The organism is Neisseria subflava (genome assembly GCF_024205705.1).
Classification (GTDB): Bacteria; Pseudomonadota; Gammaproteobacteria; order Burkholderiales; family Neisseriaceae; genus Neisseria; species Neisseria subflava_D.
This window is the reverse complement of sequence record NZ_CP073115.1, coordinates 2,327,129-2,353,515: the sequence shown is the minus strand read 5'-3', so window position 1 is coordinate 2,353,515 and position 26,387 is coordinate 2,327,129. Positions and strand designations below refer to the sequence as shown.

At 48.3% G+C, this 26,387-nt stretch carries 23 protein-coding genes and 1 pseudogene; 12 read left to right on the top strand and 12 right to left on the bottom strand.

Annotated elements, in window-relative coordinates; all coding sequences use genetic code 11:
* From tet(M) to KCG54_RS11385, 3 genes are all read right to left on the bottom strand, one after another.
* Nucleotides 1–1,920 (bottom strand): tetracycline resistance ribosomal protection protein Tet(M), encoded by a 1,920-nt coding sequence (tet(M), locus tag KCG54_RS11395; protein ID WP_063856397.1) that lies wholly within the window; start codon nt 1,918–1,920, stop codon nt 1–3.
* Nucleotides 1,921–1,935: 15 nt separating this feature from the next.
* Nucleotides 1,936–2,022, bottom strand: a complete 87-nt coding sequence (locus KCG54_RS11390) for a tetracycline resistance determinant leader peptide (protein WP_011058339.1) — start codon at nt 2,020–2,022, stop codon at nt 1,936–1,938.
* A gap of 237 nt (nt 2,023–2,259) precedes the next feature.
* Nucleotides 2,260–2,742, bottom strand: coding sequence for an RDD family protein (locus KCG54_RS11385; protein WP_254324223.1), 483 nt, complete (start codon nt 2,740–2,742; stop codon nt 2,260–2,262).
* Nucleotides 2,743–3,071: 329 nt separating this feature from the next.
* Here KCG54_RS11385 and asd point away from each other — a divergent pair, with 329 nt between their 5' ends.
* Nucleotides 3,072–4,187: an aspartate-semialdehyde dehydrogenase gene (gene asd / locus KCG54_RS11380; RefSeq protein WP_254324222.1), complete on the top strand. Its 1,116-nt coding sequence runs from the start codon at nt 3,072–3,074 to the stop codon at nt 4,185–4,187.
* Nucleotides 4,188–4,276: 89 nt separating this feature from the next.
* Here asd and KCG54_RS11375 read toward each other — a convergent pair whose 3' ends face one another.
* The gene (locus KCG54_RS11375) at nt 4,277–5,077 is read right to left on the bottom strand and encodes a factor H-binding protein (protein WP_254324221.1); all 801 of its coding nucleotides are present in this window, start codon (nt 5,075–5,077) and stop codon (nt 4,277–4,279) included.
* Nucleotides 5,078–5,271: 194 nt separating this feature from the next.
* On the opposite strand from KCG54_RS11375, the gene KCG54_RS11370 reads away from it, so the two are divergent.
* Nucleotides 5,272–5,754 carry a dihydrofolate reductase gene (locus KCG54_RS11370; protein ID WP_254324220.1) on the top strand — a complete coding sequence of 161 codons (483 nt, stop codon included), beginning with the start codon at nt 5,272–5,274 and terminating at the stop codon, nt 5,752–5,754.
* Nucleotides 5,755–5,838: 84 nt separating this feature from the next.
* On the opposite strand, the gene KCG54_RS11365 is transcribed toward KCG54_RS11370, so the two are convergent.
* Entirely contained in the window at nt 5,839–6,105 is a 267-nt protein-coding gene (locus KCG54_RS11365) for a DUF3079 domain-containing protein (protein WP_003686685.1), read from the bottom strand.
* A 167-nt stretch (nt 6,106–6,272) separates the two neighbouring features.
* Here KCG54_RS11365 and KCG54_RS11360 point away from each other — a divergent pair, with 167 nt between their 5' ends.
* On the top strand, nt 6,273–6,728 hold the full coding sequence (locus KCG54_RS11360; protein WP_254324219.1) for a GNAT family N-acetyltransferase: 456 nt from the start codon (nt 6,273–6,275) through the stop codon (nt 6,726–6,728).
* Nucleotides 6,729–6,796: 68 nt separating this feature from the next.
* Here the strand turns inward: KCG54_RS11360 and dinG are convergent, their stop codons facing one another.
* Nucleotides 6,797–8,947: an ATP-dependent DNA helicase DinG gene (gene dinG / locus KCG54_RS11355; RefSeq protein ID WP_254324218.1), complete on the bottom strand. Its 2,151-nt coding sequence runs from the start codon at nt 8,945–8,947 to the stop codon at nt 6,797–6,799.
* 88 nt (nt 8,948–9,035) lie between these two features.
* On the opposite strand from dinG, the gene KCG54_RS11350 reads away from it, so the two are divergent.
* Entirely contained in the window at nt 9,036–9,272 is a 237-nt protein-coding gene (locus KCG54_RS11350) for a hypothetical protein (RefSeq protein ID WP_254324217.1), read from the top strand.
* Between the two features lie 82 nt (nt 9,273–9,354).
* Here KCG54_RS11350 and KCG54_RS11345 read toward each other — a convergent pair.
* Nucleotides 9,355–9,525: pseudogene (locus tag KCG54_RS11345) on the bottom strand (IS5/IS1182 family transposase); the annotation flags it as partial.
* A 153-nt stretch (nt 9,526–9,678) separates the two neighbouring features.
* Between KCG54_RS11345 and dcm the strand changes: the two are divergent.
* Together dcm and KCG54_RS11335 are read left to right on the top strand one after the other, a co-directional pair.
* The gene (dcm, locus tag KCG54_RS11340) at nt 9,679–12,267 is read left to right on the top strand and encodes a DNA (cytosine-5-)-methyltransferase (RefSeq protein WP_254324216.1); all 2,589 of its coding nucleotides are present in this window, start codon (nt 9,679–9,681) and stop codon (nt 12,265–12,267) included.
* Between the two features lie 11 nt (nt 12,268–12,278).
* Nucleotides 12,279–13,439, top strand: a complete 1,161-nt coding sequence (locus tag KCG54_RS11335; RefSeq protein ID WP_254324215.1) for a restriction endonuclease — start codon at nt 12,279–12,281, stop codon at nt 13,437–13,439.
* A gap of 63 nt (nt 13,440–13,502) precedes the next feature.
* Here the strand turns inward: KCG54_RS11335 and KCG54_RS11330 are convergent, their stop codons facing one another.
* Nucleotides 13,503–13,874 carry a hypothetical protein gene (locus tag KCG54_RS11330; RefSeq protein ID WP_002215695.1) on the bottom strand — a complete coding sequence of 124 codons (372 nt, stop codon included), beginning with the start codon at nt 13,872–13,874 and terminating at the stop codon, nt 13,503–13,505.
* A gap of 537 nt (nt 13,875–14,411) precedes the next feature.
* Between KCG54_RS11330 and KCG54_RS11325 the strand changes: the two genes are divergently transcribed.
* On the top strand, nt 14,412–15,362 hold the full coding sequence (locus tag KCG54_RS11325; protein ID WP_254324214.1) for a D-2-hydroxyacid dehydrogenase: 951 nt from the start codon (nt 14,412–14,414) through the stop codon (nt 15,360–15,362).
* A 158-nt stretch (nt 15,363–15,520) separates the two neighbouring features.
* Here KCG54_RS11325 and KCG54_RS11320 read toward each other — a convergent pair whose 3' ends face one another.
* A complete protein-coding gene (locus KCG54_RS11320; protein WP_254324213.1) occupies nt 15,521–16,366 on the bottom strand; it encodes a mechanosensitive ion channel family protein in 846 nt (281 codons plus the stop codon).
* Nucleotides 16,367–16,477: 111 nt separating this feature from the next.
* A complete protein-coding gene (locus KCG54_RS11315; RefSeq protein WP_254324212.1) occupies nt 16,478–17,479 on the bottom strand; it encodes a thiamine ABC transporter substrate-binding protein in 1,002 nt (333 codons plus the stop codon).
* Between the two features lie 64 nt (nt 17,480–17,543).
* Between KCG54_RS11315 and KCG54_RS11310 the strand changes: the two genes are divergently transcribed.
* From KCG54_RS11310 to glmS, 4 genes are all read left to right on the top strand, one after another.
* Complete coding sequence (locus KCG54_RS11310; RefSeq protein WP_254324211.1) at nt 17,544–18,191, top strand: pyrimidine 5'-nucleotidase; 648 nt, start codon at nt 17,544–17,546, stop codon at nt 18,189–18,191.
* 61 nt (nt 18,192–18,252) lie between these two features.
* The gene (locus tag KCG54_RS11305) at nt 18,253–18,537 is read left to right on the top strand and encodes a membrane lipoprotein lipid attachment site-containing protein (protein WP_003686634.1); all 285 of its coding nucleotides are present in this window, start codon (nt 18,253–18,255) and stop codon (nt 18,535–18,537) included.
* A gap of 97 nt (nt 18,538–18,634) precedes the next feature.
* A complete protein-coding gene (glmU, locus tag KCG54_RS11300) occupies nt 18,635–20,008 on the top strand; it encodes a bifunctional UDP-N-acetylglucosamine diphosphorylase/glucosamine-1-phosphate N-acetyltransferase GlmU (protein ID WP_070606609.1) in 1,374 nt (457 codons plus the stop codon).
* Between the two features lie 161 nt (nt 20,009–20,169).
* Entirely contained in the window at nt 20,170–22,008 is a 1,839-nt protein-coding gene (glmS, locus tag KCG54_RS11295; protein WP_254324210.1) for a glutamine--fructose-6-phosphate transaminase (isomerizing), read from the top strand.
* 250 nt (nt 22,009–22,258) lie between these two features.
* On the opposite strand, the gene KCG54_RS11290 is transcribed toward glmS, so the two are convergent.
* Nucleotides 22,259–23,557, bottom strand: a complete 1,299-nt coding sequence (locus KCG54_RS11290) for a M16 family metallopeptidase (RefSeq protein WP_254324209.1) — start codon at nt 23,555–23,557, stop codon at nt 22,259–22,261.
* Between the two features lie 58 nt (nt 23,558–23,615).
* Nucleotides 23,616–24,965, bottom strand: coding sequence for a M16 family metallopeptidase (locus KCG54_RS11285; RefSeq protein ID WP_254324208.1), 1,350 nt, complete (start codon nt 24,963–24,965; stop codon nt 23,616–23,618).
* A gap of 194 nt (nt 24,966–25,159) precedes the next feature.
* Between KCG54_RS11285 and KCG54_RS11280 the strand changes: the two genes are divergently transcribed.
* Complete coding sequence (locus KCG54_RS11280) at nt 25,160–26,338, top strand: phosphoglycerate kinase (RefSeq protein WP_004519232.1); 1,179 nt, start codon at nt 25,160–25,162, stop codon at nt 26,336–26,338.
* Nucleotides 26,339–26,387 lie beyond the last annotated feature (49 nt).

The following is a 26,387-nucleotide window of genomic DNA, read 5'->3' as shown; positions in this document are numbered from 1 at the left end:
CTAAGTTATTTTATTGAACATATATCGTACTTTATCTATCCGACTATTTGGACGACGGGGCTGGCAAACAGGTTCACCGGTAGTAACATGGTACCCTTTTAACTCTGTTAAACAAACACTACGTCCATTTGTAAAGAAAGTTAAATCACTACGATATTCTTGAATACACCGAGCAGGGATTTCTCCACTAAGAATGACCTCATTATTTTTCAATTGAGTGTCTACGATGTTCGCACAATATTTAGGAGCATCGTTGTATGCTCGTGAAAGATATTCCTGTGGCGCATAAATTTTAAAACTAAGATATGGCTCTAACAATTCTGTTCCAGCTTTTTTTAAGACTTGTTCCAATACAATAGGAGCAAGCATCCGAAAATCTGCTGGGGTACTAACAGGGCTATAGTATAAGCCATACTTAAAACAGATTTTACAATCCGTCACATTCCAACCATATAATCCTTGTTCGCAACCATAGCGTATCCCTTCCATAACTGCATTTTGAAATGATTGATTTAAGTATCCAAGAGAAACCGAGCTCTCATACTGCATTCCACTTCCCAACGGAAGCGGTGATACAGATAAACCAATGGAAGCCCAGAAAGGATTTGGCGGCACTTCGATGTGAATGGTATATTCTGCATTTTTTAACGGTCTCTCCATATAAATGACTGTAGGCTCTTTTAGTTCTATCTCCACATGATACTTTTCTTGCAACAGTGCACTAATCACTTCCATTTGTACTTTCCCTAAGAAAGAAAGTATGATTTCATGTGTCGCAGAATCCACATAATATCGCAGAAGCGGGTCACTGTCGGAGATTTCTAAAAGTGCATCAAGTAACATTTCCCTTTGTTGAGGTTTGCTCGGTTCAACAGTCGTTTGCAGCAGAGGGAGGGGATTTTCAATTCTCTCTCTCTGTGGCAATAGCTTTGTATCTCCAAGAACACTATTTAACTTCAAAAACTCATTCTGCAAAATAACAATTTCCCCGGAATAAGCCTTATCGATTTTACATAATTCACCATTTATTGAAGTATACATTTCTGTAATTTTTATTTTTTCCTTTTCCGATATTCTAACCGAATCTCGCAAATGCAGTACGCCACTATAAAGACGTATATATGCAAGACGCTGTCTTTTTTCCGAATACTCAATTTTGAAAACTTTTCCGCAAAGTTCAGACTGACCTCGATGTGTTGATGAATAAAATTTATTCGTAATCACTTCTATAAGGTTATCAATCCCTATATTGTTTTTTGCACTTCCGTGATAAACAGGGAACAGGGAACAATTATGAAATCTTATGCTTTCCTCTTGTTCGAGTTCTAATGCTTCCAATAATTTCCCAGACGTATATTTCTCCAAAAGGTAATCATTTCCTTCTATTACCATATCCCATTGTTCAGATTCGGTAAAGTTCATTACACGCATATTAGGATGCAGTTCTACCTTCTGTTTGATTACAATTTCGGCAGAAAGTTTCTCTTTAATATCCTGATAAACCGTTGATAAATCAATTCCATTTTGGTCAATCTTATTGATAAAAAAGATTGTGGGAATCCCCATTTTCCTAAGTGCATGAAATAATATACGAGTTTGTGCTTGTACGCCATCTTTTGCAGAAATCAGTAGAATTGCCCCATCTAAAACTGATAATGAACGATATACTTCTGCTAAGAAATCCATATGTCCTGGCGTGTCTATGATGTTCACCTTCGTATTTTCCCACTGAAAAGAGGTTATTCCTGTCTGAATTGTAATTCCTCTCTGACGTTCTAAAAGCGTATTATCCGTCCTCGTTGTACCTTTGTCCACGCTTCCTAATTCTGTAATCGCTCCACTGTTATATAATAAGCTTTCTGTTAAGGTAGTTTTTCCTGCATCAACATGAGCTAAAACTCCAATATTAATAATTTTCATGTGATTTTCCTCCATTCAAAAACCCAAAAGGGCATAAAAATCCCAGTGATAAATACTTTTATCACTGGGATTTTTATGCATAACCATAGGTATACAAAGCATACAGATATTCTCTGGATACTTTAGAATCACATGATAAAGGTATTCTTAAACTGGGTACAAAAAACTAAGCCCTCCTAAAAAAGGACATCTAATTATTTGTTCCCGCTATCAAATTGACAGTTTATTTAAGAATACCTTGCCGCATATTTATTAACTCCTTTTAAATAGTCACTTAAATAATAGCACGTAAGAGCATATTTGTAAAGGAATCTCCAATTTTTTATCAAAAAAAGCGATTTATCGGCGCGGCGGCAATTTGACGACAACCGTATCGGCCAGCATATCGTAGAGCGTGCGGCGGTCGCGTTTGACGGAAAAGAGCATGATGAAGTTGATGAAGGCTATAAGCAGAGAAATCAGGTTTCCACCCGTGTCACTTATTGCCAACGATACAATAGTTACCACAACACCAACAGCAAGCGCCCAAACAACTTCGCGGATTAAAACTGTTCCTTCAAAACCTGGATTATTCCCGTCACTTTTTAACACGCGGATGCCCATAATTTTTTTACCTAAAGACTGACCGTCCCGGCTCATGTAATACAGTTGGAAGATACCGAAAACCAAATAAACAGCCAAAGAAATAAAAAATGTTATGGCAAAATATTCAGGGGTATTAGAAAGAGAAGACTCCGAAACTAATTCTTTGCTTTCATCTAAAGTGAAAACTACCATCACAATGAATGGCAACCATATCAAAAAAGTAAACAGATTATTCAACAAATATGCCGCAACCCTCGCCCCGGCGAAGCAATATGGACATCTACTATTTCTGTTTGGGGCAAATCCGACAAATTGATTTTGCTCATTTAATCTTCCTCTGTACCATTAATGAAATGCAATTTCATTGCCATCTTAACCTATTTTCCTATCATTCTAAAAATTTTCGATAAAAACCTTTACATTTTCCGCAGACGGCGTTAAAACGTTTGTTTTCCCCTTTTTTATAGTGGGTTAACAAAAATCTGAACAAAGCGGCAGGCGATGCCGTTCCGATTTTTGTTAATGCACTATAAACTTATCCGGATTTTCTTTGTAAGGAGTAACACATGAAAGTAGGTTTTGTCGGCTGGCGCGGTATGGTCGGCTCTGTTTTGATGCAGCGTATGAAAGAAGAAAACGACTTCGCCCATATTCCCGAAGCGTTTTTCTTTACCACTTCCAACGTCGGCGGTGCTGCCCCTGATTTCGGTCAGGCGGCCAAAACATTGTTGGATGCCAACGATGTTGCCAAATTGGCAAAAATGGACATCATCGTTACCTGTCAGGGCGGCGATTACACCAAATCCGTGTTCCAACCCCTGCGCGACAGCGGCTGGAACGGATACTGGGTTGACGCGGCTTCTTCCCTGCGCATGAAAGACGACGCGATTATCGTCCTCGACCCGGTCAACCGCAACGTCATCGACAACGGCCTCAAAAACGGCGTGAAAAACTACATCGGCGGCAACTGCACCGTTTCCCTGATGCTGATGGCTTTGGGCGGCCTGTTCCAAAACGATTTGGTCGAATGGGCAACCAGCATGACCTACCAAGCCGCTTCCGGCGCGGGTGCGAAAAACATGCGCGAACTCATCAGCGGCATGGGCGCGATTCACGCCCAAGTGGCAGACGAGCTTGCCGACCCTTCCAGCGCGATCCTCGACATCGACCGCAAAGTGTCCGATTTCCTGCGCAGCGAAGACTATCCGAAAGCCAACTTCGGCGTACCGCTCGCCGGCAGCCTGATTCCTTGGATTGACGTGGATTTGGGTAATGGCCAGTCCAAAGAAGAATGGAAGGGCGGCGTGGAAACCAACAAAATCCTCGGCCGCAGCGACAATCCGACCGTAATCGACGGCTTGTGCGTACGCATCGGTTCTATGCGCTGCCACAGCCAAGCCCTCACCCTGAAGCTGAAAAAAGACCTGCCTGTTTCTGAAATCGAAGCCATCTTGGCAGGTGCAAACGATTGGGTGAAAGTCATCCCTAACGAAAAAGAAGCCAGCATCCACGAGCTGACTCCTGCCAAAGTTACCGGTACGCTGTCTGTTCCTGTCGGCCGTATCCGCAAACTGAAGATGGGTGGCAAATACATCAGCGCGTTCACCGTTGGCGACCAACTCTTGTGGGGTGCGGCCGAGCCGTTGCGCCGCGTATTGCGCATTATCTTGGGCAGCCTGTAATTTAGGTTGTCATGAAAAAAGCAACGGTTTGAGCCGTTGCTTTTTTTGTTACGAAAAGGCCGTCTGAACCTTTCAGACGGCCTTGTTTCCTATTCTTTTTTACCAGCCAAACCAATTTCTTTGGTGGAGTCGCCAACTTTGATTTGCGCCTTACCGGCAATTTCTTCAGCCTGCGGGCCGAAGAGTTTCAAATCGTAACGGCCGTTTTCGACACCGTTCAAACTGGTTTTACCGCTGATAGCGGCTTTGCCATTGTTATTGGCAATACCTGCGGCAAACAGGTCGACATTATTGTGGGAAGCCATGCTGATGATTTTGCCGTAACCTTGTTTTTTATCGAAATCGACGGTGTATTTCAGACGGCCGCTACGGTTGTCGCCGTTAAACGCAATGCCCGAATACTGATAGCTGCCTTGTTTGGGCAAATTGCGATATACAGTTTCATCGCCTTGGACTTCGCCGACGGTGAATGTGTATGTATCGAGATTGTGCAGCTTGCCTGCGTCATCGGCTTTTTGTTTGGCGTAACGCGCGGCAACAGTGGAATAATTTTGTTTATACACTTGGAAGTCACCCGTTTCCAAAGTGATGACTTGGTCGTTTACCTTGATTTTTTGAGCGTAGTCGTAAGAGGACACTTTATCGGTTTTCAAAAAGCCGGTATCGAGTTTGCCGCCTTTTTGCAGGGTTTGCGTTTTACCGTTGGCCGTCAGCTCCAACGTACCGTTTTCAGGGACGGATTCGTTCAATTCAACGGACAACACGCCTTTCGGATGCGGATTGAGCGGCTCGGTCACGGCATTTGACAAGCCGCTTGTTGCGCCGCCGCAGGCAGCCAACATCAAAGACAGGGAAGCAGTCAAAGCAGAAATACGGAGGGTTCTCATCATTTTTTCCTTTCCTTTTTTATTTGATATGATATTTATCATATACCTAAAAAAATGAACAATAAATGATTTTTGTCAAAATTAAGCATTTTGAATATTGATTTTATAAATATTGAAACATTTTTAGAATATCGGGCATTCAGTCCATCCAGCCTCCCTTCCGCTATAATCATTTTATTTTGCAAACGGATTTCATCATGCCGAAAATCACCCTTATCGCCGCCTACGCCGCCCGCCGCTGTATCGGCATCAACAACACCATGCCTTGGCATTTGCCCGAGGATTTTGCCTTTTTCAAATCCTACACTACCGGCAAACCCGTCATTATGGGCCGCAAAACATGGGAGTCGCTGCCGCGCAAGCCGCTGCCCGGCCGTCAAAATATCGTCATTACCCGCCAAGATTATCAGGCCGAAGGTGCGCAAACGGCGGCCTCTTTGGAAGATGCGCTGGCTTTGTGTCAGGGTGCGGAAGAAGTCATCATCATGGGCGGCGCGCAAATTTATGCACAAGCCCTGCCGATTGCCACCGATTTGCGTTTGACCGAAGTCGGTTTGGATGTGGACGGTGATGCGTTTTTTCCTGAGTTTTCCACAGAAATATGGCAAGAAGCCTCTCGGGAAAACCATGTTTCCGCCAAAGGCATCGAATACGCGTTTGTGCATTATGTAAAATCATAATCCGACAACGCAAAGGCCGTCTGAAACCCTGTTTTTCAGGTTTCAGACGGCCTTTTTTTATCTCGTTTGTTTACGGCATGCCGTTTAAGCAGTTTTGTTTTTCAAAGGCAGCTTGATATGCGGTTTAGCCGGCTTGGGCGCTTCCTTCAGTCCAAGTTCGATTTGCTGCTCTTCGCTCAACAAATTGCTCCAGTCGCCTTTTTTATACCAGTCGCGCCCGTCCAACTCGATGGGGTGTTGGATGCGCTCGCAACCGTTGCCGCATTGCAAATCGTCCTCTTTGCAGTATTTGTCGCACCCCCAGCAGATACGCTCGGGATTTTTCGGGAAAATGGGAAATTTCTTGGCCATGGTGTTCTTCTTTTGTTTGTGTGCGGTATGGGCAGAATTATAAGTGATTTGAATGGGGCTGGCGGCGGGTTTATCGTGTTTTACGCTGATTTTTTAAGATGTGTTAACCTTTCAGACGGCCTATACTATAAAAACTATCCCTATGCGGTACAACAAGAGGACCCGATATGAACATATGCCGTCTGAAGCCTGAATTTGTCGAGCCTTTAGCCCTCGCGCTGTTTGAGGAATGGTACGATTTTGCGCCGTGGTCGTCTATGGATAAAATCCGTGCGTACTATGCGCAGTGCCTCGATGGGGATAATTTGCCGCTGGCGTTTGCGGCTGTGGATAACGAAGGGCGGCTGATGGGTTCGGCGGCATTAAAGCGGTTTGATATGGCGTGTTTTCCCGAGTACGAATATTGGCTGGGCGATGTGTTCGTTTTGCCGCAGTTTCGCGGTTTGGGCGTAGGCAGGCAGCTGGTTTCGTTTTGTCTGGATAAAGCACGCGAACTGGGTTTGCCGCATCTGTTTCTTTATACGCCGGATGTGCAGGCTGTGTATGAAAAGTTCGGCTGGAAAGAAATCACGCAGACTTGGCACAACGGGGAAACCGTATCCGTTATGAAATTGGATTTATAGCTTGAAATGAATAAAAGGCCGTCTGAACATTTGGTTTCAGACGACCTTTGCCTTTGAACAATCCACAACTACCCTATCCGCTTAAACGGCGGCAGACAGGCCAATAATTGCTGGCCGTAGCGTTGCGTTTTGACGCGGTTGTCGAGGATGGTCACGCGGCCGTAATCCTGTTCGGTACGGATAAGGCGGCCGACGGCTTGGATTAATTTGATGCTGGCCTCGGGCACCGTGATTTCGATAAAGGGATTGCCGCCGCGTTGTTCAATCCAACGGTTTTGGGTTTTCTCGATGGGGTTGTCCGGCATGGCAAACGGCAGCTTGGCAATAATGACTTGCACGCAGGCCGTGCCGGGCAGGTCGAGGCCTTCGGCAAAACTGTCGAGGCCGAAAATAATGCTGGCTTTGCCTTCGGCAATGGCTTGATGGTGCCTTTGCAACAGGACAGCCTTGGGCAACTCGCCTTGTACAAGCAGAAGCGGCAAGTATTCGTCAGGCAGGCGCAAGGCGACATCCTGCATTTGCTTGCGCGAGGAAAACAACACCAGCGTGCCGATGGCTTCAACCGGCGAAACCAGCTTCGGCAACCATTCGACAATGGCGGCCGTGTGCGCATCAGGGTCTTTGGGGCTGGCTTGAACCGGCGGAATATACAGCTCGCCTTGCGTATCGAAATTAAACGGGCTTTCCAAAGCAAGTGTGGTGGTTTCGGGCAGCCATAATAGGCCGGTTTGGCGCAAAATCAGGTTGAAGCTGCCGAGCGATTGCAGGGTGGCCGAAGTCAACACCGCGCCTGCCGCGCGCCGCCACAGGCTGTTGGCAAGGTGGGATGCGCTGCTGATGGGGCTGGCATTGAAAATGTAGTCGTTTTTGTCATCGGCACGGCGGGTTATCCATTTCGCCAACGGCTCTTCGCCTTCAATGGGAACGGTGGAGAGCAAATCCCAAACTGCACTGATTTGTTCGATACGGGCGATAAAAAGGCCGAACTCGCTGGTCAGGCGGTCAATGAGCGCGCCGTCCTGCTCTTTTTCGCGGCGTGCAGCAGAAAGCGCATCGTTCAGGCCGACAACGTGTTTGAGCAGGCTGCGCGCAGCAATGGCCGTATTGGAAACTGTGGTTTCAAGGCCTTCGGGGATTTTGCCGTCTTCCCACAACCAAGTCGGTTCGTTGTGTTTCCGCCTGTCGTTTTCAGACGACCCCAGACTTAAAGACGGCTCTTCCGCCAAGTGAAACTGCCATTCATGCAGACTGTCGAGCAAGGATGTGGCAGCTTCGTCGGCAAGGTTGGCAAGTTCGGCTTTATCGGTAAGCGCGGCAATTTTGCCGGTCAGCTGCGGCAGTTTTTCCAGCGTCCAAACGGCAATATTCCATGAATGTTCGGCGGCAAAACGGCTGAGGGCTTTTTTGGGCAGGTGGTGCGCTTCGTCTATGCAATAGAAACTGTTTTCGGGCGCAGGCAAAATCACGCCGCCGCCCATGCTGATGTCGGCAAGCAGAAGGTCATGGTTGGCAACGACGACATCGACGGTTTCCAAGACATCGCGTGCCAGGTAGAACGGGCATTCCGGACGGTTGGGACAGGCGGATTTCAGACAGCCGTGGCGGTCGTTGGTGACTTTGAGCCAAATCGCGTCATCGATTTTTTCCGGCCAAGCGTCGCGGTCGCCATTAAAGCGACGGGCGGAAAATTCATCAGCAATATCACGCAGCAGATTTAATTCTTCCGGCTTGGGTTTACTGTCCCACAACACTTCCGGTGCTTCAAAACCAAGCAGGTTTTGCTGAGCGTTGTTTTGCGTCAGTTGATAGAGTTTGTAGGGACAAAGATAACGGCCACGCCCTTTGGCAAGCGCAAAGGTCAGCTCCAAACCGCTTTTTTCGACCAGAAACGGTAAATCGCGGTCAACCAACTGCTCCTGCAAAGCCACCGTCGCGCTACTGACAATCAGCCGTTTGCCGCGCGTTTGCGCCATGATGCCGCCGGCCAAAAGATAGGCCAACGATTTACCCACGCCGGTCGGCCCTTCGATTACGGCAATGCTCTCGCCCTCGCGTTTGGGCGCTTCTTCGCCTTCTTCACGCGTCAACGTCCGCGAAAAAGCGTTGGCAATCGCCGCAATCATTTCCCGCTGCGAAGCGCGCGGACGGAAACCGGGCAGGTTTTTGCCGATATTTTGGTAATGGTCGCGGATGGCGTTTTTTTCTAAATCGGTGAGCATGGTGTTTTGTACGGCGGTAGAAGTGGGCTTATTTTAACATTGCACGGAAGCGGTACAATATCGTTGTCGGAATAGGGGAAGGTAAACCGTGTGGACGTGGTTGTTTTTTTGGTTGCAGCGTTTGAAATACCCGTTGTTGCTTTGGATTGCGGATATGCTGCTGTACCGGTTGTTGGGCGGTGCGGAAATCGAATGCAGCCGTTGCCCTGTGCCGCCAATGACGGATTGGCAGCATTTTTTGCTGGCGATGGGAACGGTGTCGGCTTGGGTGGCGGTGATTTGGGCATATCTGATTATTGAAAGTGAAAAAAGCGGAAGATATTGAGTCATTCGGACACAATGCCGTCTGAAACGGAAGTTCAGACGGCATTTGTTTTAGGTTGCCGTACCGCTTAGGGAATACCGGCGACAGGATAGGCGGGACGGCTGCGATGGCCTCTAAGGTAACGGGTTCTTTGACGATTCAGGTACTGTTCGATCAGCTGCCAATCAATCACTTGATCCAGCTTCAATAGTGGGAAGCGGTCGATGTGTTTGGCAATCATGGCTTGGGCGGTTTGTTGGAAGAAGGTGGTCATGAGAAATCCCCTAAATGTCTTGGTGGGGATTTAGGGGATTTTGCAAAGGTCTCAGGTTGGCGTTCAGACGGTGTTTCTATTAAAAACGTACCTCAAGTTTGAAACGCATTGCAAAAAACACCGCTGTATATCCGTTCAAACAGCACTTTTTTGATGAAAAATCAATATAGTAAATCATTGCATGGCGTGTTTCACCTTGCCTTCTATGATAAAATACACGCATTTTTTGCAGAGCAGTTGTTTCAACTCATCATAAATATGAACAAAAAACCCACCTACATCAGTTTATTTAGCAGTGCAGGCGTTGGTTGCTATGGTTTTAAAACCAATGGTTTTGAATGCGTAGCAACCAACGAACTTTTAGAAAAACGCCTAAAAATCCAAAAATATAATCAAAAATGCCGCTTTGATTCAGGTTATATTGCTGGCGATATTACCCTGCCTGAAACCCAAGCCAAACTGTTTGCCGAAATTCGACGCTGGAATACTGAAATTGATGTTGTGATTGCCACACCACCTTGCCAAGGAATGTCGGTTGCCAACCATAAAAAAAATAATGAAATGGCAAGAAATTCTTTGGTCGTGGAATCAATCAAAATCGTTCGGGAAGTTCAGCCCAAATTTTTTATTTTTGAAAACGTCAAAGCCTTTTTAAATACACCCTGCACCGATACCGATCATCAAGAAAAGCCGATTGAGGAAGCCATTTGGTCAAATTTGGGCGGACATTACAACATTCTATCCAACGTACTAAATTTTAAAGATTATGGTGCAAATTCCAGTCGTACCAGAACGCTGGTGATTGGCGTGCGAAAAGATATTCATCACATTACGCCGTACGATATTTTCCCCAAGCAAACACCGCCAAAAACCTTGCGTACATTGCTGGCTGACCTGCCGCCTTTAATGCAAATGGGCGAAATTAGCGATGATGATATTTACCATAGCTATCGCGAATTTGATCGCCGTATGTTGCCGTGGATTGCACAGCTTAAAGAAGGCGAGTCAGCTTTCCAAAATACTGATCCTGCACGCATTCCCCATCAAATTAAAAATGGTGAAATTATCTACAATCAAAACAAAAATGGAGACAAATACGCCCGTTGGTTTTTAGATCGTGAGGGTCCGTGCATCCATACCCGTAATGACATTTTAGCCAGCCAAAACACCATCCACCCCACTGAAAACCGTGTATTTTCCGTGCGTGAACTCATGCGTATGATGTCAATTCCGCCATCATTTAAATGGACGGCACAAGATGAAAAACAGCTTAATGCACTGTCATTTGATGAGAAAAAAACCTTTTTGAAAAAAGAAGAGCTGAATATCCGCCATTGTATCGGTGAATCTGTGCCAACCGCTGTTTTGGCCAATGTCGCACAAAACATTCAGGCAGCCTTGCAACAGTCCGAACTGTCAATGACGGAAATTCAAAATTTAATCAAACGAGAAAATTTATCCCTTGCCGATAATCTCTACCGATTTATTGAGCAACATTTTGACGCATATCCATTCAGTCGGCTTTTGCAAATTGCTGAATACGCTAATGCTGCCCGTAGCGAAACGGCTGCTTATTTTACCCGTATTGATATTGCTTTCGGACTGGTTAATGCTCTTCCTGATTTCAAAAAGAAAAAAAACTTACGGATTTTAGAACCCTCTGTCGGCATTGGTAATTTCATTCCACTACTGGCAAAAAAATATGCAGACAAAGAAAAAGTTATTTTTGATTTGGTGGATATTGACTCAAACAGTTTAAATCTCCTGTCATTGCTGCTGAAAAAATTAAATTTAGGCAGTAAATTTGAGTTCAATATTATTCATCAGGATTTTTTAACCGCAACGCTGCCTGAAAACTATGATCTAGTCATCGGCAATCCACCATACGGCAAAGTTAAGGCAAGTGATAAAAATTTGGCACTATACCGTAAAAATGCTACCAATAAAGATACGCAAAATATTTTTTCATTTTTTATTGATAAGGCTCTGACGCTCAGTAAAACCGTGGCTTTGGTTGTTCCCAAAAGTGTGATTAACGCCCCCGAGTTTCAAATAACCCGACAACAACTTATCACAGCCAATATCAACCGCATTATTGATTACGGCGAGAAAGCATTTAAAGGCGTAAAAATAGAGACGATTGCCTTTATTGCCGATCAAACCGACAAAGACAATCAACATATTACGATAGAAAGCCATATCCAAGAAACGTTGATACAAAACTGTAAAAACTATTTTTTTTCTGATAATTTCCCTTATTGGTTGATTTATCGTAATAGTGAATTTGATCAAATTGCACAAAAATTGGAATTTAATGTATTTCAATCATTCCGAGATCGCCAAATTACCAAATCGCATACACAGAATAGTGGCAATGTTCGGGTTTTAAAATCCCGTAATATCGGTAACAACGAGATTATTGATATTGAGGGCTATGATAGTTATGTGGATTCAGTTGCCCCTTTTTCTGTCGGCAAATTTATTAACCGTAAAAATGTCGTGATGATTCCCAATCTGACTTACAAACCTCGGGCAGCATTTTTGCCTGAAAACAGTATTGCTGATGGCTCTGTTGCCCTACTGACAATGAAAAAACACGAAAAAATCCTAACCCAACGAGATCTCGCATACTATGCAACTCCCGAATTTGAGCAGTTTTACCGTGTTGCCCGTAATTATGGTTCTCGTTCAATGAATATAGACAATCATTCCGTGTTTTTTTTCGGATTGCTAAAAGATTAGAGGAGTAAAAAATGAATATGGAAAATTATTTTTCTAACTTAAATTTAGATATCAGAACACATAAACTCGGCACATTTACCGATCAAAAAGTAACCCCGGATGTATTATGTGCCGTAGCAGAATGTATCAGCGAATATGTTGAAAAGATTGGAGAAATATTTAGCATTAACGATATTCGTTATTCAGATTATGCCGAATATATCGCCACCGCCGTATTTAAAAAACCATCCATTGAAAATGCCGGTAGCGAATACAATAAATTTTTTTCACAACCGATTAAAATGCTGAGCTATTGTGGCGTATTAAACGAAGAAAAGTTTTCTAGATACTATCGGTACGGCGTACAGAATAATAAAATCCTGCAATATATTGCCAATCGTGAAAGAAATGCCCTAAATTTCATCCAAGCATTTAGTGAAAAATTATTAAAAGACAGTGGTATTTATCCAAAATTTGCCGATTTTTTTGCCCAGCCTAATAAAAATACGTTTGAAAGTATGAAAACGGCGTTTACCGATCTTGTTATCCAAAACACACCCAAAAATACCGAAGTAGAAGTTCGCCGTATTTTTACCAAAATCATTAATCCATTGGCTTATAAACATAATACTTTTGGCACAAGAAAAGGGAGTATTTCCAATACCCCCATTACATTAGACGAGCTTTATTACAATCGCCTAAACTGGCGAGATAAAGGCAAAGAAAAATCGCTCACTCGCAAAGAAGCTCAAGCTCTATTTGCCGATAGTGCAAATGCCGCAAATTTGAATTATTTAGTTAATAAAGCCAAAAAATTTGTCAAAACGCTACACAAAACCAGCGAAGTTCAACGTTTTGATCCCACAGAAGCCAATCAGGCACATCATATTTTTATGGCAAGCGAATTTCCTGATTTAGCATCGCTGCCTGAAAATCTGATTTGCCTGACACCAAACCAGCATTTCAATTTGGCTCACCCAAGCAATAAAACCGCCGTTATTGACAAACATTACCAGCGTATTTGCCTGATGGCGAAGTTGGACAGTATTGAGCAAGATAACCGTGCTAATACAGGCAATTACGATTACCATGAATTTATTCATGTACTCAATACAGGATTTAATACAGATCAGTTTGATGTTTCTATGAGTTACGAAACATTGAAGCATCGTATTTTAATGTTTGATTTTTAAATAAATATTTTAAAAATAAAAAACACGAATCTCATGAAGCGGATTCGTGTTTTAAATTAGAATTTACATATTCGCACCAGCATCAAATTCTGCATGAAATTGAGACGGAATATTTGCTTTTATTGTTGAAAGATTTTGTTTTCCACCAGAAACAAAACCTAACTGAGATAGCATTTCAAAAAGCTCATTACAATTTAGCCTATATGCAATATTACCTACGCCTGCCGTAAATTTAAATCCTAGTGGCACAAAAATATTTTGTGCTTTACTTGAGAAGAACTGTATACGTCCCTCATCACCCCAAGCACCTTGCACACTATTTTTTTCAAAAACCAAATTTACATCATTAGGATGATTTGCCAAATAGCCGATAAACTTGTAAAGGTCCTTTTCATCACAATTGATTTGATGATTTCGACCTAATGTAATATTCATTAATTATCTCCTTAATAAATTAATTTTAATGATATATTCCCCAAGATTTTCATCTTATCAGTATCTATTGCTGAATTATAAGAATTGAAACTCCTATGTCAACGTCCGACCAAAAAATTCTCCGAGCTTGTCGCTGATTTGGTTGACATATTCAGGTTGAGACCTTTGCAAAGTACCTCTCTTCACCTTTTCGCTGACAGTCGAAACCCAAACACAGGTTTTCGGCTGTTTTCGCCACAAATCACTCCTAATTCTACCTAAATACCCCCTTAATCCTCCCCGGATACCTGATAATCAGGCATCCAAGGGGATCAGGGTAGAATCAGTGGATATTTGAAACAAAAACAGCCGAAAACCTGTGTTTGGGGTTTCGGCTGTTGGAAGGAAAGGAATTTTGCAAAGGTCTCATGCTGTTTTCCTGATACATTGATGTTTTAATCGCTACATAATAATTATTATCAACTAACGCGTATATTTTAAATCCTTTATCCTAGTTTAGATTTTATAAATAGATATTTTATTTCTGATAGGAATTTTATGAACTCGCTCCATATTGTCGTCCTCGACCGCGATACCCTCGTCAACCGCCCGTTTGATTTTGATTTTCCACATACATTGAGCAGCTACGGCACAACCGAAGCGCACGAAACGCTGGAGCGCATCCGCGGCGCGGACATTGTGATTACCAACAAAGTCGTGATTTCCGCCCAAGCATTTGCCGAAAATCCACAACTCAAGCTGGTTGCCGTTACGGCGACAGGCGTTAACAATGTTGACGTTGAGGCTGCCAAACAAAACGGCACGGCAGTATGCAATATCCGCGCTTACGGCAATGAATCCGTAGCGGAACACGCGTTTATGATGATGATTACCCTGATGCGCAACCTGCCTGCCTATCAGCGCGACGTTGCGGCAGGCTTGTGGGAAAACTCGCCGTTTTTCTGCCACCTCGGCGCTCCTATGCGCGATTTAAACGGTAAAACACTGGCGATTTTCGGGCGCGGCAATATCGGTAAAACGCTGGCAACTTATGCTCAGGCTTTCAAAATGAATGTCGTGTTCGCCGAACATAAAAATGCCCAAAGCGTCCGCGACGGCTATGTTTCCTTTGACGAAGCCATCCGCTCTGCCGATGTCGTATCGCTTAATTGTCCGCTCACACCGCAAACGGCAAACATGATAGGGGAAACCGAATTGCAGCAAATGAAACCCGGCACCATCCTCATCAACTGCGGACGCGGCGGCTTGGTTGATGAAGCCGCTTTGGTTGCGGCGTTGAAATACGGCCAAATCGGCGGGGCAGGTTTTGACGTGTTGACACAAGAGCCGCCGCGCGACGGCAATCCTCTGCTGAAAGCCCGACTGCCCAACCTCATTGTCACGCCACACATTGCATGGGCAAGCCAAGAAGCCGCCAACCGTCTATTTGACATCCTTTTGGACAACATCAACCGCTTCGTGGCCGGCAATCCGCAAAATCTGGTTTAATCTATGGAAAACCTGTTGATAAGGCTGTGAACAATTTTAAAGGCCGTCTGAAATATTCAGACGGCCTTTATTAATCCTTATTTATTTCATAAAGTTATCTATTAAATAGGTTAAATCGTTTCATTCTTTATTGTGGATAACCCTATAAAAAGCTGAAATCAGGCTTTCGGCTGAATGAGGTGGACATCACATTGTGGGAACGGGATGTTGATGTTGGCGGCACGCAGGTTTTCAACCACTTGTTCGTTCAGGGCGAATCGGAATGGGCCGAGATTTTCTTCTTGCGTCCACGCCCAAAGGGTAATTTCGATGGCACTGTCGCCAAGGTTGGTGATGTAGGCGACGGCTGGTTTGTCTTCGGTTTGGACGCACAGGGGATTTTCGGTCGCGGCACGCAATACGGCGTCTTTGGCAACTTTCAAATCACAGGCGTAATCGACGCCGACCACGACTTGGGCGCGGCAGAGGGACAGGGAGGAGCGGTTGACGATGCTGTTGCTCATGACCACGCTGTTGGGCAGGATGATTTCTTCGTTGTCGGGTGTGCTCAATGAGGTCTGCACCATTTTGATTTCGCGGACGAAGCCTTCAAGGCCGTTGACTTTGATGTAATCGCCGACTTGAAACGGACGGAAGAGGATAATCAGCGCACCGGCGGCAAAGTTGGACAGTTGGTCTTTCAATGACAAAGCCACGGCCAGGCCTGCGCCGCCGATCAGGGCGGTTACGGAAGTGGTCGGGATGCCGAGTTTGCCCAGTGCGGCGATGATGACGAGGATCAGCAGGCCGATGTTGGCGACGTTGCCGAGGAAGCTGACCAGTGTTTTATCGACTTTGGCGCGAGTCAGCGCGGCTTTCATCAGTGTCACCACGCGCGTGGCGACCCAGCGGCCGATAAAGAAGATGGCCAAGGCGGCCAGCAGGTTGGTACCGAAAGACATGCCGGTTTGGGCGAGTTGTTCCCAGCCGGAAAACGAAGAGAGGACTTGAAGATCGAAATTCATAATTGTGTGTGCGTGTGAAGTTGTTTAAAAGGTTATTGTAAAACAAGGCCGTCTGGAAAACTAATGATTTGTTTTTTCAGACGGCCTTGATGTGTTTTTAAGTTTTTCGGTTTAACGTAAAACGGTTTTGCTCCAACGGCTCACCCATTGTTTTTGCTTGGTGTTGATGTCGGCGCGATTGGGGGAATCGCTGTGTTGCGGGGTTTGGGCAAACTCGAATACTTTGGGCAGCGGCGTGTTTTTGACTGCCGGATAGACCCACATTTCGGCAGGCAGGGCTTTTTGCACTTCGCCGCTTTGCAGCCAGCTCACCAGTTTGGCCGCCAGTTCGGGTTGTTTTGCACCTTTCAAAACGGCCGCGCCTTCAACTTGGCGGAATGTGCCGCCTTTGAGGAAGAGGTTGCCGGTGGGCGGGATGCTGTATTTGCCTTTGGAGTAGTGGACTTCAGCCGCCGGGCTGGTGGCATAGCTGACCACGAGGGGATAGGCGCCGCCGTTTTGGGTGAAGTCGGTGTAGTAGGCTTCGCTCCAGCCTTTGGCAACTTTCACGCCGTTTTGGCGCATTTGCGCCCACCATTTGAACGCGCCTTCTTCACCCATACCGCCGATGTTGGCCAAGAGGAAGGAGAGGCCGGGCGAGGATGTGGCGGGAGACGGGGTTACCAAAAGGTTTTTATATTCCGGTTTGGTCAAATCTTGCAGGGTTTGCGGCAGGGGCAGTTTTTTCTGTTCAAACCATTTTTTGTCGTAGTTGATGGCGACATAGGCGTAATCGACAGCCAGCGCATCGGGCAGGGAAGCGGTTACGGGTGCGGATTTGGGTTGGTTGGCGGCGAGGATGCCGGCGGCTTTGGCTTTGCCGATGTTGGCGTTGTCTAAACCGTAAACCGCATCGGCAATCGGGTTGGCCTTGCTCAAAATCAGCTTGTTGAGCATTTCGTTGCCGCTGCCTGCCTTGATGACGGACACTTTGGCATCGTTGGCTTTTTCAAATTGCGCGATGACGGATTGGGGCAGGCTGAAGGATTTGTGCACGGCCAAACGCACTTCGGTTTGGGCGTACAGGTTTGCCGAAGCCAGCAACAGGGCCACGGCGGATAATTTCAGTTTCATTCTCTTTCCTTTGTGCGGGTAAAATACGAAATATCATAACAAAATCTGCATATCAAGGCACGATATGAATCATTCTCCCGTTTGGCTGTTTGACCTCGACAACACTTTGCACAATGCCGAAGCCGGTATTTTCTACATCATCAACCGCGCCATGACCGAATACATGGCAGGCCGTCTGAAACTTTCCGAAGAAGCCGCCTCCCATCTGCGCCAAGATTATTGGCACCGATACGGTGCGACGCTTGCCGGTTTGCAAATCCACCATCCCGAAGTCGATATCGATGAATTTTTGCTTGAAAGTCATCCACTTAAGCAAATTTTGGTAAAGGTGGAGGGTATGGATGGAACTGATAATGTTTTAGGCCGTCTGAAAGGGCGAAAAGCCGTATTTTCCAACGGGCCTTCGTTTTATGTCCGCGCATTGGTTGAAGCGTTGGGCTTGGAAGCGCATTTTGACGGCTTGTTCGGCACGGACGACTTCGGCCTGCTCTACAAACCTAATCCGCAGGCCTATCTCAACGTCTGCCGCCTGTTGGGCGTCAAACCCGAACAGTGCATTATGGTGGACGACAGCGCCGACAATCTGCACCAAGCCAAAGCCTTGGGCATGAAGACCGTTTGGTACGGCGAAAAGGCCCATCCGCTGCCATTTGCCGACGGCATAGCGAAAGATATGCAGGGTTTGCTTGAATTTTGCACAAAACTGCCGTGAAGTTTTGAAAAAACAAGTACAATACACGGTATTGCCGACATTTAAAAACAAGGACAACATCATGCGTAAACTCGCTTTAATTTTGACCGCCGCCGCCGTTTTGGCCGGTTGCTCTTGGGAAACCTACACCAACGAATCCGGCCGTACCGCCGTACGCCAAAAATATGCTACCGGCACGCCTATCGTTTATCAGGACGGTACTTATTCTAAAAACATGAATTACAACCAGTTCCGCCCAGAGCGCCGCGCCGTCCAATCCAATCAGGCGGATCATGCCGAACACGGCGAACGCGGCCAGCACTGGCAAAAACCGCAATTTGCCAACCAACAGCCAGCAACCGAATAACAATATCCCAAGGCCGTCTGAAACGGAGTGAAAAACAATCAACACTTGTTGCCACACTTTTCAGACGGCCTCAAACAACGACAACGGAAACCGTATCATGGCTCAGACAGCTTTAAATATTGTCATCCTTGCTGCCGGCAAAGGCACACGCATGTACTCCAAAATGCCCAAAGTGCTGCACCGCATCGGCGGCCTTCCCATGGTTGAGCGCGTTATCGACACCGCCGCCTCCCTGAATCCCCAAAACATCTGCGTCGTCATCGGCCACGGCAAAGAGCAAGTCTTGGACACCGTCAAACGCGATGTCGTTTGGGTTGAACAAACCGAACAGCTCGGTACCGGCCACGCCGTCAAAACCGCCCTGCCGCACCTGTCTGCCGAAGGCCGCACGCTGGTGTTGTACGGCGACGTCCCCCTGATTGACGCAGCCACCCTCGAAACCCTGCTCGAAGCCGCAGGCAACGAAGTCGGCCTGCTGACCGACGTGCCCAACGACCCGACAGGTTTGGGCCGCATCATCCGCGACAGCAACGGCAGCGTAACCGCCATTGTCGAAGAAAAAGACGCCGATGCCGCCCAAAAAGCCGTGAAAGAAATCAATACCGGCATTTTGGTTCTTCCTAACGCCAAACTCGAAGCTTGGTTGAACAGCCTTTCCAGCAACAATGCCCAAGGCGAATACTACCTGACCGACCTCATTGCCAAAGCCGTTGCCGACGGTATCAAAGTTCATCCCGTTCAAGTCCGCGCCTCCCATCTGGCCGCCGGCGTGAACAACAAACTCCAACTGGCTGAACTCGAGCGTATTTTCCAAACCGAACAGGCGCAAGAATTGCTCAAAGCAGGCGTAACCCTGCGTGATCCGGCACGTTTTGATTTACGAGGCCGTCTGAAACACGGACAAGATGTCGTGATTGACGTCAACGTCGTGATTGAAGGCGAAGTCGAACTCGGCGACAACGTCGAAATCGGTGCCAACTGCGTGATCAAAAACGCCAAAATCGGTGCCAACACCAAAATTGCCCCATTCTCTCATTTTGAAGGTTGCGAAGTCGGCGAAAACAACCAAATCGGCCCATACGCCCGTTTGCGTCCGCAAGCCAAACTGGCCGACAACGTACACATCGGCAACTTCGTCGAAGTCAAAAACGCCACCATCGGCAACGGCACCAAAGCCAACCATCTCACCTACATCGGTGATGCCGAGATCGGCAACAAAACCAACTTCGGCGCCGGCACGATTATTGCCAACTACGACGGCGTGAACAAACACAAAACCGTCATCGGCGACGAAGTGCGCATCGGTTCAAACTGCGTACTGGTTGCTCCCGTTACCCTCGGCAACAAAGTGACGACAGGCGCGGGCAGCGCGATTACCCGCAACTGCGAAGACGGCAAACTCGTTCTCGCCCGTTCGCGCCAAACCGTCATCGAAGGCTGGGTGCGTCCGGAAAAAGGCGATAAGAAGTAAGGCTGGTCTTTTATTTGTTTTCAGACGGCCTTGAGAAACAACAGGCCGTCTGAAACCCAGATTTGCCGTTTCAATGAATATAAAACGGCGTTTTCCGACTGCCGCTTTCGGGAGCCGGAGCAGCAGTCATTTTCTCAAACTTTTGATACTAAGGAACTTATATGTGCGGTATCGTAGGTGCTATTCGCGCCAATCACAATGTAGTCGATTTTCTGACCGACGGTCTCAAACGCCTTGAATACCGAGGCTACGATTCGTCGGGTATCGCCGTCAACATGGACGGCAAAATCAAACGCGTCCGCCGTGTCGGCCGTGTGCAGCTGATGGAGGACGCCGCGCGCGAAAAAGGCGTGTTCGGCCATATCGGCATCGGCCATACCCGTTGGGCAACCCACGGCGGTGTAACCGAGCCTAACGCCCACCCCCATATTTCCGGCGGCATGATCGCGGTTGTCCACAACGGCATCATCGAAAACTTTGAAGCCGAACGCGAACGCCTGCAAGCTTTGGGTTACACCTTCGAATCGCAAACCGATACCGAAGTCATCGCCCACAGCGTCAACCACGAATACACACAAAACGGCGGCAAACTGTTTGAAGCCGTCCAAGCTGCGACTGCCCGTTTCCACGGCGCATACGCTATTGCCGTTATCGCACAAGACAACCCTGAACAAATGGTTGTTGCGCGCATGGGCTGCCCGTTGTTGGTGGCCTTGGGCGACCAAGAAACCTTTATCGCTTCCGACGTATCCGCCGTGATCGCCTTTACCCGCCGCATCGCTTACTTGGAAGACGGCGACATCGCCCTGCTGAACGCAAACGGCATCGAAAAACTGCTCGACAAAACCGGTGCGCAAACCGAACGTGCGATTAAAGTGTCCGAATTGTCTTTGGCTTCTTTGGAGTTGGGCCCATACAGCCACTTCATGCAAAAAGAAATCCACGAGCAACCCCGTGCCATCGCCGATACTGCCGAAGTTTTCTTGGACGGCGGTTTCGAACCTGAAAACTTCGGCGCGAATGCACGCGAAGTGTTCGACGATATCCACAGCATCAAAATCCTTGCCTGCGGTACGTCCTACTATGCCGCGCTGACCGCCAAATACTGGCTCGAATCCATCGCCAAAGTGCCGACCGACGTAGAAATCGCCAGCGAATACCGCTACCGCGACGTGATTGCCGATCCGAAACAATTGGTCATCACCATTTCCCAATCCGGCGAAACCTTGGACACCATGGAAGCCCTGAAATACGCGCAATCTTTGGGACACAAACACAGCCTGTCTATCTGTAACGTGATGGAATCCGCCCTGCCGCGCGAAAGTGAGTTGGTACTGTACACCCGCGCCGGTGCAGAAATCGGCGTTGCCTCTACCAAAGCGTTCACGACCCAACTGGTTGTCCTGTTCGGCTTGGCCGTTACCTTGGGCAAACAGCGCGGTCTGGTTTCCGACGAACAATCGCGTGAATACGTCGAAGAATTGCGTCAACTTCCGGGCAGCATTCAGCACGTTCTCAATCTTGAGCCGCAAATCGCCGCTTGGGCGCAAAAATTTGCCAAGAAAACCAGCGCACTCTTCTTGGGCCGCGGCATCCACTTCCCAATCGCCCTTGAAGGCGCATTGAAGCTGAAAGAGATTACCTATATCCACGCCGAAGCGTATCCTGCGGGTGAGTTGAAACACGGCCCGTTGGCATTGGTGGACGAGAACATGCCCGTTGTCGTGATTGCCCCGAACGACAGCCTGTTGGACAAAGTCAAAGCCAATATGCAGGAAGTCGGCGCACGCGGCGGTGAACTCTTTGTCTTCGCCGACCTCGACAGCAACTTCAACGCCACCGAAGGCGTGCACGTTATCCGCGCCCCACGCCACGTCGGCGTACTCTCGCCGATTGTGCACACCATCCCCGTGCAGCTCCTGTCTTACCACGCCGCCCTTGCCCGTGGCACAGACGTGGACAAACCGCGTAACTTGGCTAAATCGGTAACGGTTGAGTAAGCAATAAACCGGTTACAAAAGGCCGTCTGAAACCTGCTTCAAGGTTTCAGACGGCCTTTATATTTGTCGACTTCAGTAATAGAGAGGCTATTTATGATGTCTTTGCTTTCATTATAAATGTACAACAACAGCTGATTGTGACCGATATTTTATTGATTAGAGTGGCCTCTGATGACAAGATCAGCAAACCGATAGAATGACAACAGGCCGTCTGAAAAATCTTTCAGACGGCCTGTTGTTTTAAAGCGTTTTATTCTGCGCCGACAACGACGGTGTTGAGGTCTTTGAATTTAACGTGGCGTTGCCATGCGTTGCGGACTTGTTCGACGGTCAGGCTGTTGATGGCTTTGGGGTAGGCTTCCAAGTAGTCGTTGGGCAGGTCGTAGAGGCCGATCAGACTCAGGTAGTTGAGCAGTTTATCGTTGGAATCATAGCGCAGGGGGAAGCTACCGACGATGTTGGCCTTGGCCTGTTTCAGCTCGGCTTCGGTCGGGCCTTCGGCGATAAACTGCTCGATGACGGCTTGGGTGTCAGCCAGTGAGGCTTTGGTGTTTTTCTTTTGGGTGGAGTAGGAAACGGCAAACGTGCCTTCTTCTGTCGCTGGGGCGAGGCTGCTGTATACGCCGTAGGTGTAGCCGTGTTGGTCGCGCAAAACTTTCATGAGGCGGCTGTCAAAACCGCCGCCGCCGAGGATGTAGTTGCCGGCAACGAGGGCGTAGTAGTCGGGGTCGTGGCGTTTGATGAGGGAGGTGCCGAGCAGGACTTGTGCCTGTGTGCCGGCAAAGGGGATGTCGCGGCGTTGGGCGGTTTGTTTGGGAACGGGCGGGATGGCGTGGGTTGCGGTGGCTTTGGCTGGCAGGTCTTTGAGGACGCGTTCGACCAGTTGCTCTGCCTGGTTGCGGTTGAGGTCGCCGACGATGGCGACGATGGCGTTGTCTTTGCCGTAGTGGGTGCGGTGGAAGGCGCGGATGTCGTCGAGGTTGACGCGTTTGAGGCTGTCGACGGTTACGTTTGCGCCGCTGCCGTAGGGGTGGTTCGGGTAGATGAGCTTGGTCAGTTCGCGCGTGGCGGTGTAGTCGGGGGTGGTTTCTTGTTGTTGCAAGCCGGTAATGGATTGGATTTGACGGCGGCGGAAAACGGCTTCGTCAAAACGCGGATGGGTCAGCGAGTGATTGAGCAAGTTGGCGGCTTTGTCGAGGATGTCGACTTTGCTGAGGCTGCGGAAGCCTGCGGATGCGCTCTCGGCATTGCTGTCGCTGCTGATGTGCGCACCGATGTTGTCAGCTTCTGCATTGAAGGCTTCTTCGTCCAGCTCTTGGGTGCCGTCGGTCAGGAGGGCGGCGGTAAATTCGGCAACTTGGCTTTTGCCGTCCGGATTGGCGACGCTGCCTGCGCCCTTGAAGCTGACTTCAAGGTCGATGATGGGGTTTTCGTGGCGTTCGACAAGGAGGATTTGGGTGCCGTCGCGGTTGCGCCAACGCTGGATGTCGGTGGCGGCTTGGATGCTTAAGGGCAGGAGTAGGGCAAGGGCGAGCAGGGTGGGTTTCATGTTGTGGCTTTCTGTTAAGGCCGTCTGAAAGGGTATGGGCTTTCAGACGGCCTGATGTTTATCGGCGTTTGGCAGCTTTTTTGCTTGGCGCGGTGGCTGTTTTTTGCGGCTCGATGATGACGGTACTCATGCGCTCGTCGGTCAACATCCGGGCGGCGGCCTGTACTTCTTGCGCGCTGACTGCCTGTAAGCGGCGGTGGATTTCTTGTTCGTCGGTATATTGGAAACCGCGCGCTTCGAGGCGACCCATCATGGAGGCTTGGGAAGACATGGAGTCTTTGGCGTAGATTTCGCTGACCGCTGCCTGGGTTTTGACGCGCTGCAATTCTTCTTCGGAAACGCCGTTGTCGGCAATGTCTTTGATTTCTTGGCGCAGCTGGGCAATCAGAGTATCGGTTTTCACGCCTTCGGCAGGCATGGCCATTACGCTGAACAGCGGCATCTCTCGGCTGATGATGTCGTAATGCGTTCCTGCGTTCAATGCGGTTTGCTTGCCGCGCACGAGGTTTTTGTCAAAACGGCTGGACGCGTTGCCTGCCAAAATATCGGAGAGGATGTCGAGGGCGAAAGGCATCGTGTCATCCAATTTTTGGAGTTTCGGCACACGGAAGTTGATGGCAATCAGCGGTTGGCGTGTGACCGGAGAAGTGGCTTTGACCGTAACAGGCTTGCGCAAATAGGGTTCGGTATGGAGTTTGTTGCGCGGCGGCTGGGCTTTGGCCGGAATATCGCCAAAGAGTTTGGCGGCCGTCTGAAGCGTTTGTTTGGCATCGACATCGCCGACAATGACCAATACGGCATTGTTGGGCGCGTAATACTGTTTGTACCACGCGCGCAAGTCGTCGGCTTTTAGGGTGTGCAAATCTTTCATGTAGCCGATGACGGAGGCGCGCATGGACGGTTGGGTAAAGGCGGCAAGATAGGCTTGCTCCCACATTTTGCCATCGGCCGTGTCTTCCGTGCGTTGGCGGCGTTCTTCACGGATGACGTTCATCTCGTTGAGGAATTCTTTGTCACTGAAGTTGAGGTTGTGCATGCGGTCGGCTTCGAGCTTCAGAATCTCGGGCAGGTTGGCGGCGGCGACGTTTTCGTAATACACCGTTTCATTGCGGTTGGTATAGGCATTGTTTTGCCCACCCAGCTCGGACACGCGGCGATTGAACTCGCCGGAGGGAACGTCTTTCGTGCCTTTAAACATCATGTGTTCTAAAGCGTGGCTCAGGCCGCTTTTGCCCGGTTTTTCATCCACGCTGCCGATTTTGTACCAAATCTGCGAAACGGCCACAGGCGCGCGGTGGTCTTCTTTGACGATGATTTTCAGACCGTTGGGCAGGGTTTCAGAAAGCGTCTGCGCCCATGAGGCGGCAGGCAGCGAGAAGGCAAGCATTAAAGCAATTCGGCGTAACATGGTTCAATCCGTAAAATGAAAATCAATCGCCAAAGTATAGCGGAAAATCTGCAAAGATTGGCTGAATGTTTCAGACGGTCTGGGCCTTATCTGCTGATTCACATCAAGCGCGGCCGTTGCCAATCTTTACCGTCGCGCCTCATTCGCGGATAATCCCAAACATTCCCGTTTCCAACCATCACAAAGGAATCATCATGGCATTTTTGAAACTGACCGAACAAAATGTTCAAGGCAAAACCGTTCTGATCCGCGCCGATATGAACGTACCGTTCAAAGACGGCAACATCAGCGACGACACCCGTATCCGTGCTTCGCTCGCATCCATCAAATACTGCTTGGACAACGGCGCGTCTGTGATCGTGATGACCCACCTCGGCCGTCCGACCGAAGGCGAATTCCATCCTGAAGACGATGTGGCGCCTGTTGCCGCGCATTTGGGCAAACTGTTGGGCAAAGACGTGAAAGTATTGAATGACTGGCGTGAAAACAAACCGACTTTGAACGCCGGTGATGTCGTGATGTTGCAAAACGTGCGCATCAACAAAGGCGAGAAGAAAAACGACTTGGAGCTGGGCAAAGCCTACGCTTCTTTGTGTGATGTGTTCGTTAACGACGCATTCGGTACCGCCCACCGCGCCCAAGCTTCGACTGAAGCCGTTGCCCAAGCCGCGCCCGTTGCCTGCGCCGGCGTGTTGATGGCGGGCGAACTCGACGCTTTGGGCAAAGCCCTGAAACAACCGGCTCATCCGATGGTTGCCATCGTTGCCGGCAGCAAAGTGTCTACCAAACTGACCATCCTCGAATCTTTGGCCGACAAAGTCGACCAACTCATCGTCGGCGGCGGCATCGCCAATACTTTCCTGTTGGCAGAAGGCAAAGCCATCGGCAAATCTTTGGCTGAACACGATTTGGTGGAAGAATCCAAAAAAATCATGGCGAAAATGGCGGCTAAAGGCGGCTCTGTACCGCTGCCGACCGATGTGGTTGTCGCTAAAGCCTTCGCCGCCGATGCGGAAGCTGTGGTGAAAGACATTGCCGACGTTGCCGAAGACGATATGATTTTGGACATCGGCCCTAAATCTGCCGCTGCTTTGGCCGATTTGCTCAAAGCTGCCGGTACGGTCGTATGGAACGGCCCGGTCGGCGTGTTTGAATTTGACCAATTTGCCGGCGGTACCAAAGTATTGGCCGAAGCGATTGCCCAAAGCGATGCGTTCTCGATTGCCGGCGGCGGCGACACTTTGGCGGCGATTGCCAAATTCGGCGTAACCGATCAAATCAGCTACATTTCTACCGGCGGCGGCGCGTTCCTTGAGTTCTTGGAAGGCAAAGAGTTGCCTGCCGTTGCTGCTTTGGAAAAACGCGGCGCATAATCGGTTTTAATATCGATGGCTGAATAAAGGCCGTCTGAAATCTGGAAAT

Bases quoted from the DNA above. Each gene is read 5' to 3' on its own strand.
- KCG54_RS11390 (WP_011058339.1), bottom strand. From the start codon at position 2,022: ATGCTTTGTATACCTATGGTTATGCATAAAAATCCCAGTGATAAAAGT.
- asd (WP_254324222.1), top strand. From the start codon at position 3,072: ATGAAAGTAGGTTTTGTCGGCTGGCGCGGTATGGTCGGCTCTGTTTTG.
- KCG54_RS11375 (WP_254324221.1), bottom strand. From the start codon at position 5,077: ATGATGAGAACCCTCCGTATTTCTGCTTTGACTGCTTCCCTGTCTTTG.
- KCG54_RS11370 (WP_254324220.1), top strand. From the start codon at position 5,272: ATGCCGAAAATCACCCTTATCGCCGCCTACGCCGCCCGCCGCTGTATC.
- KCG54_RS11365 (WP_003686685.1), bottom strand. From the start codon at position 6,105: ATGGCCAAGAAATTTCCCATTTTCCCGAAAAATCCCGAGCGTATCTGC.
- KCG54_RS11360 (WP_254324219.1), top strand. From the start codon at position 6,273: ATGAACATATGCCGTCTGAAGCCTGAATTTGTCGAGCCTTTAGCCCTC.
- dinG (WP_254324218.1), bottom strand. From the start codon at position 8,947: ATGCTCACCGATTTAGAAAAAAACGCCATCCGCGACCATTACCAAAAT.
- dcm (WP_254324216.1), top strand. From the start codon at position 9,679: ATGAAAAATCAATATAGTAAATCATTGCATGGCGTGTTTCACCTTGCC.
- KCG54_RS11335 (WP_254324215.1), top strand. From the start codon at position 12,279: ATGAATATGGAAAATTATTTTTCTAACTTAAATTTAGATATCAGAACA.
- KCG54_RS11330 (WP_002215695.1), bottom strand. From the start codon at position 13,874: ATGAATATTACATTAGGTCGAAATCATCAAATCAATTGTGATGAAAAG.
- KCG54_RS11325 (WP_254324214.1), top strand. From the start codon at position 14,412: ATGAACTCGCTCCATATTGTCGTCCTCGACCGCGATACCCTCGTCAAC.
- KCG54_RS11320 (WP_254324213.1), bottom strand. From the start codon at position 16,366: ATGAATTTCGATCTTCAAGTCCTCTCTTCGTTTTCCGGCTGGGAACAA.
- KCG54_RS11315 (WP_254324212.1), bottom strand. From the start codon at position 17,479: ATGAAACTGAAATTATCCGCCGTGGCCCTGTTGCTGGCTTCGGCAAAC.
- KCG54_RS11310 (WP_254324211.1), top strand. From the start codon at position 17,544: ATGAATCATTCTCCCGTTTGGCTGTTTGACCTCGACAACACTTTGCAC.
- KCG54_RS11305 (WP_003686634.1), top strand. From the start codon at position 18,253: ATGCGTAAACTCGCTTTAATTTTGACCGCCGCCGCCGTTTTGGCCGGT.
- glmU (WP_070606609.1), top strand. From the start codon at position 18,635: ATGGCTCAGACAGCTTTAAATATTGTCATCCTTGCTGCCGGCAAAGGC.
- glmS (WP_254324210.1), top strand. From the start codon at position 20,170: ATGTGCGGTATCGTAGGTGCTATTCGCGCCAATCACAATGTAGTCGAT.
- KCG54_RS11290 (WP_254324209.1), bottom strand. From the start codon at position 23,557: ATGAAACCCACCCTGCTCGCCCTTGCCCTACTCCTGCCCTTAAGCATC.
- KCG54_RS11285 (WP_254324208.1), bottom strand. From the start codon at position 24,965: ATGTTACGCCGAATTGCTTTAATGCTTGCCTTCTCGCTGCCTGCCGCC.
- KCG54_RS11280 (WP_004519232.1), top strand. From the start codon at position 25,160: ATGGCATTTTTGAAACTGACCGAACAAAATGTTCAAGGCAAAACCGTT.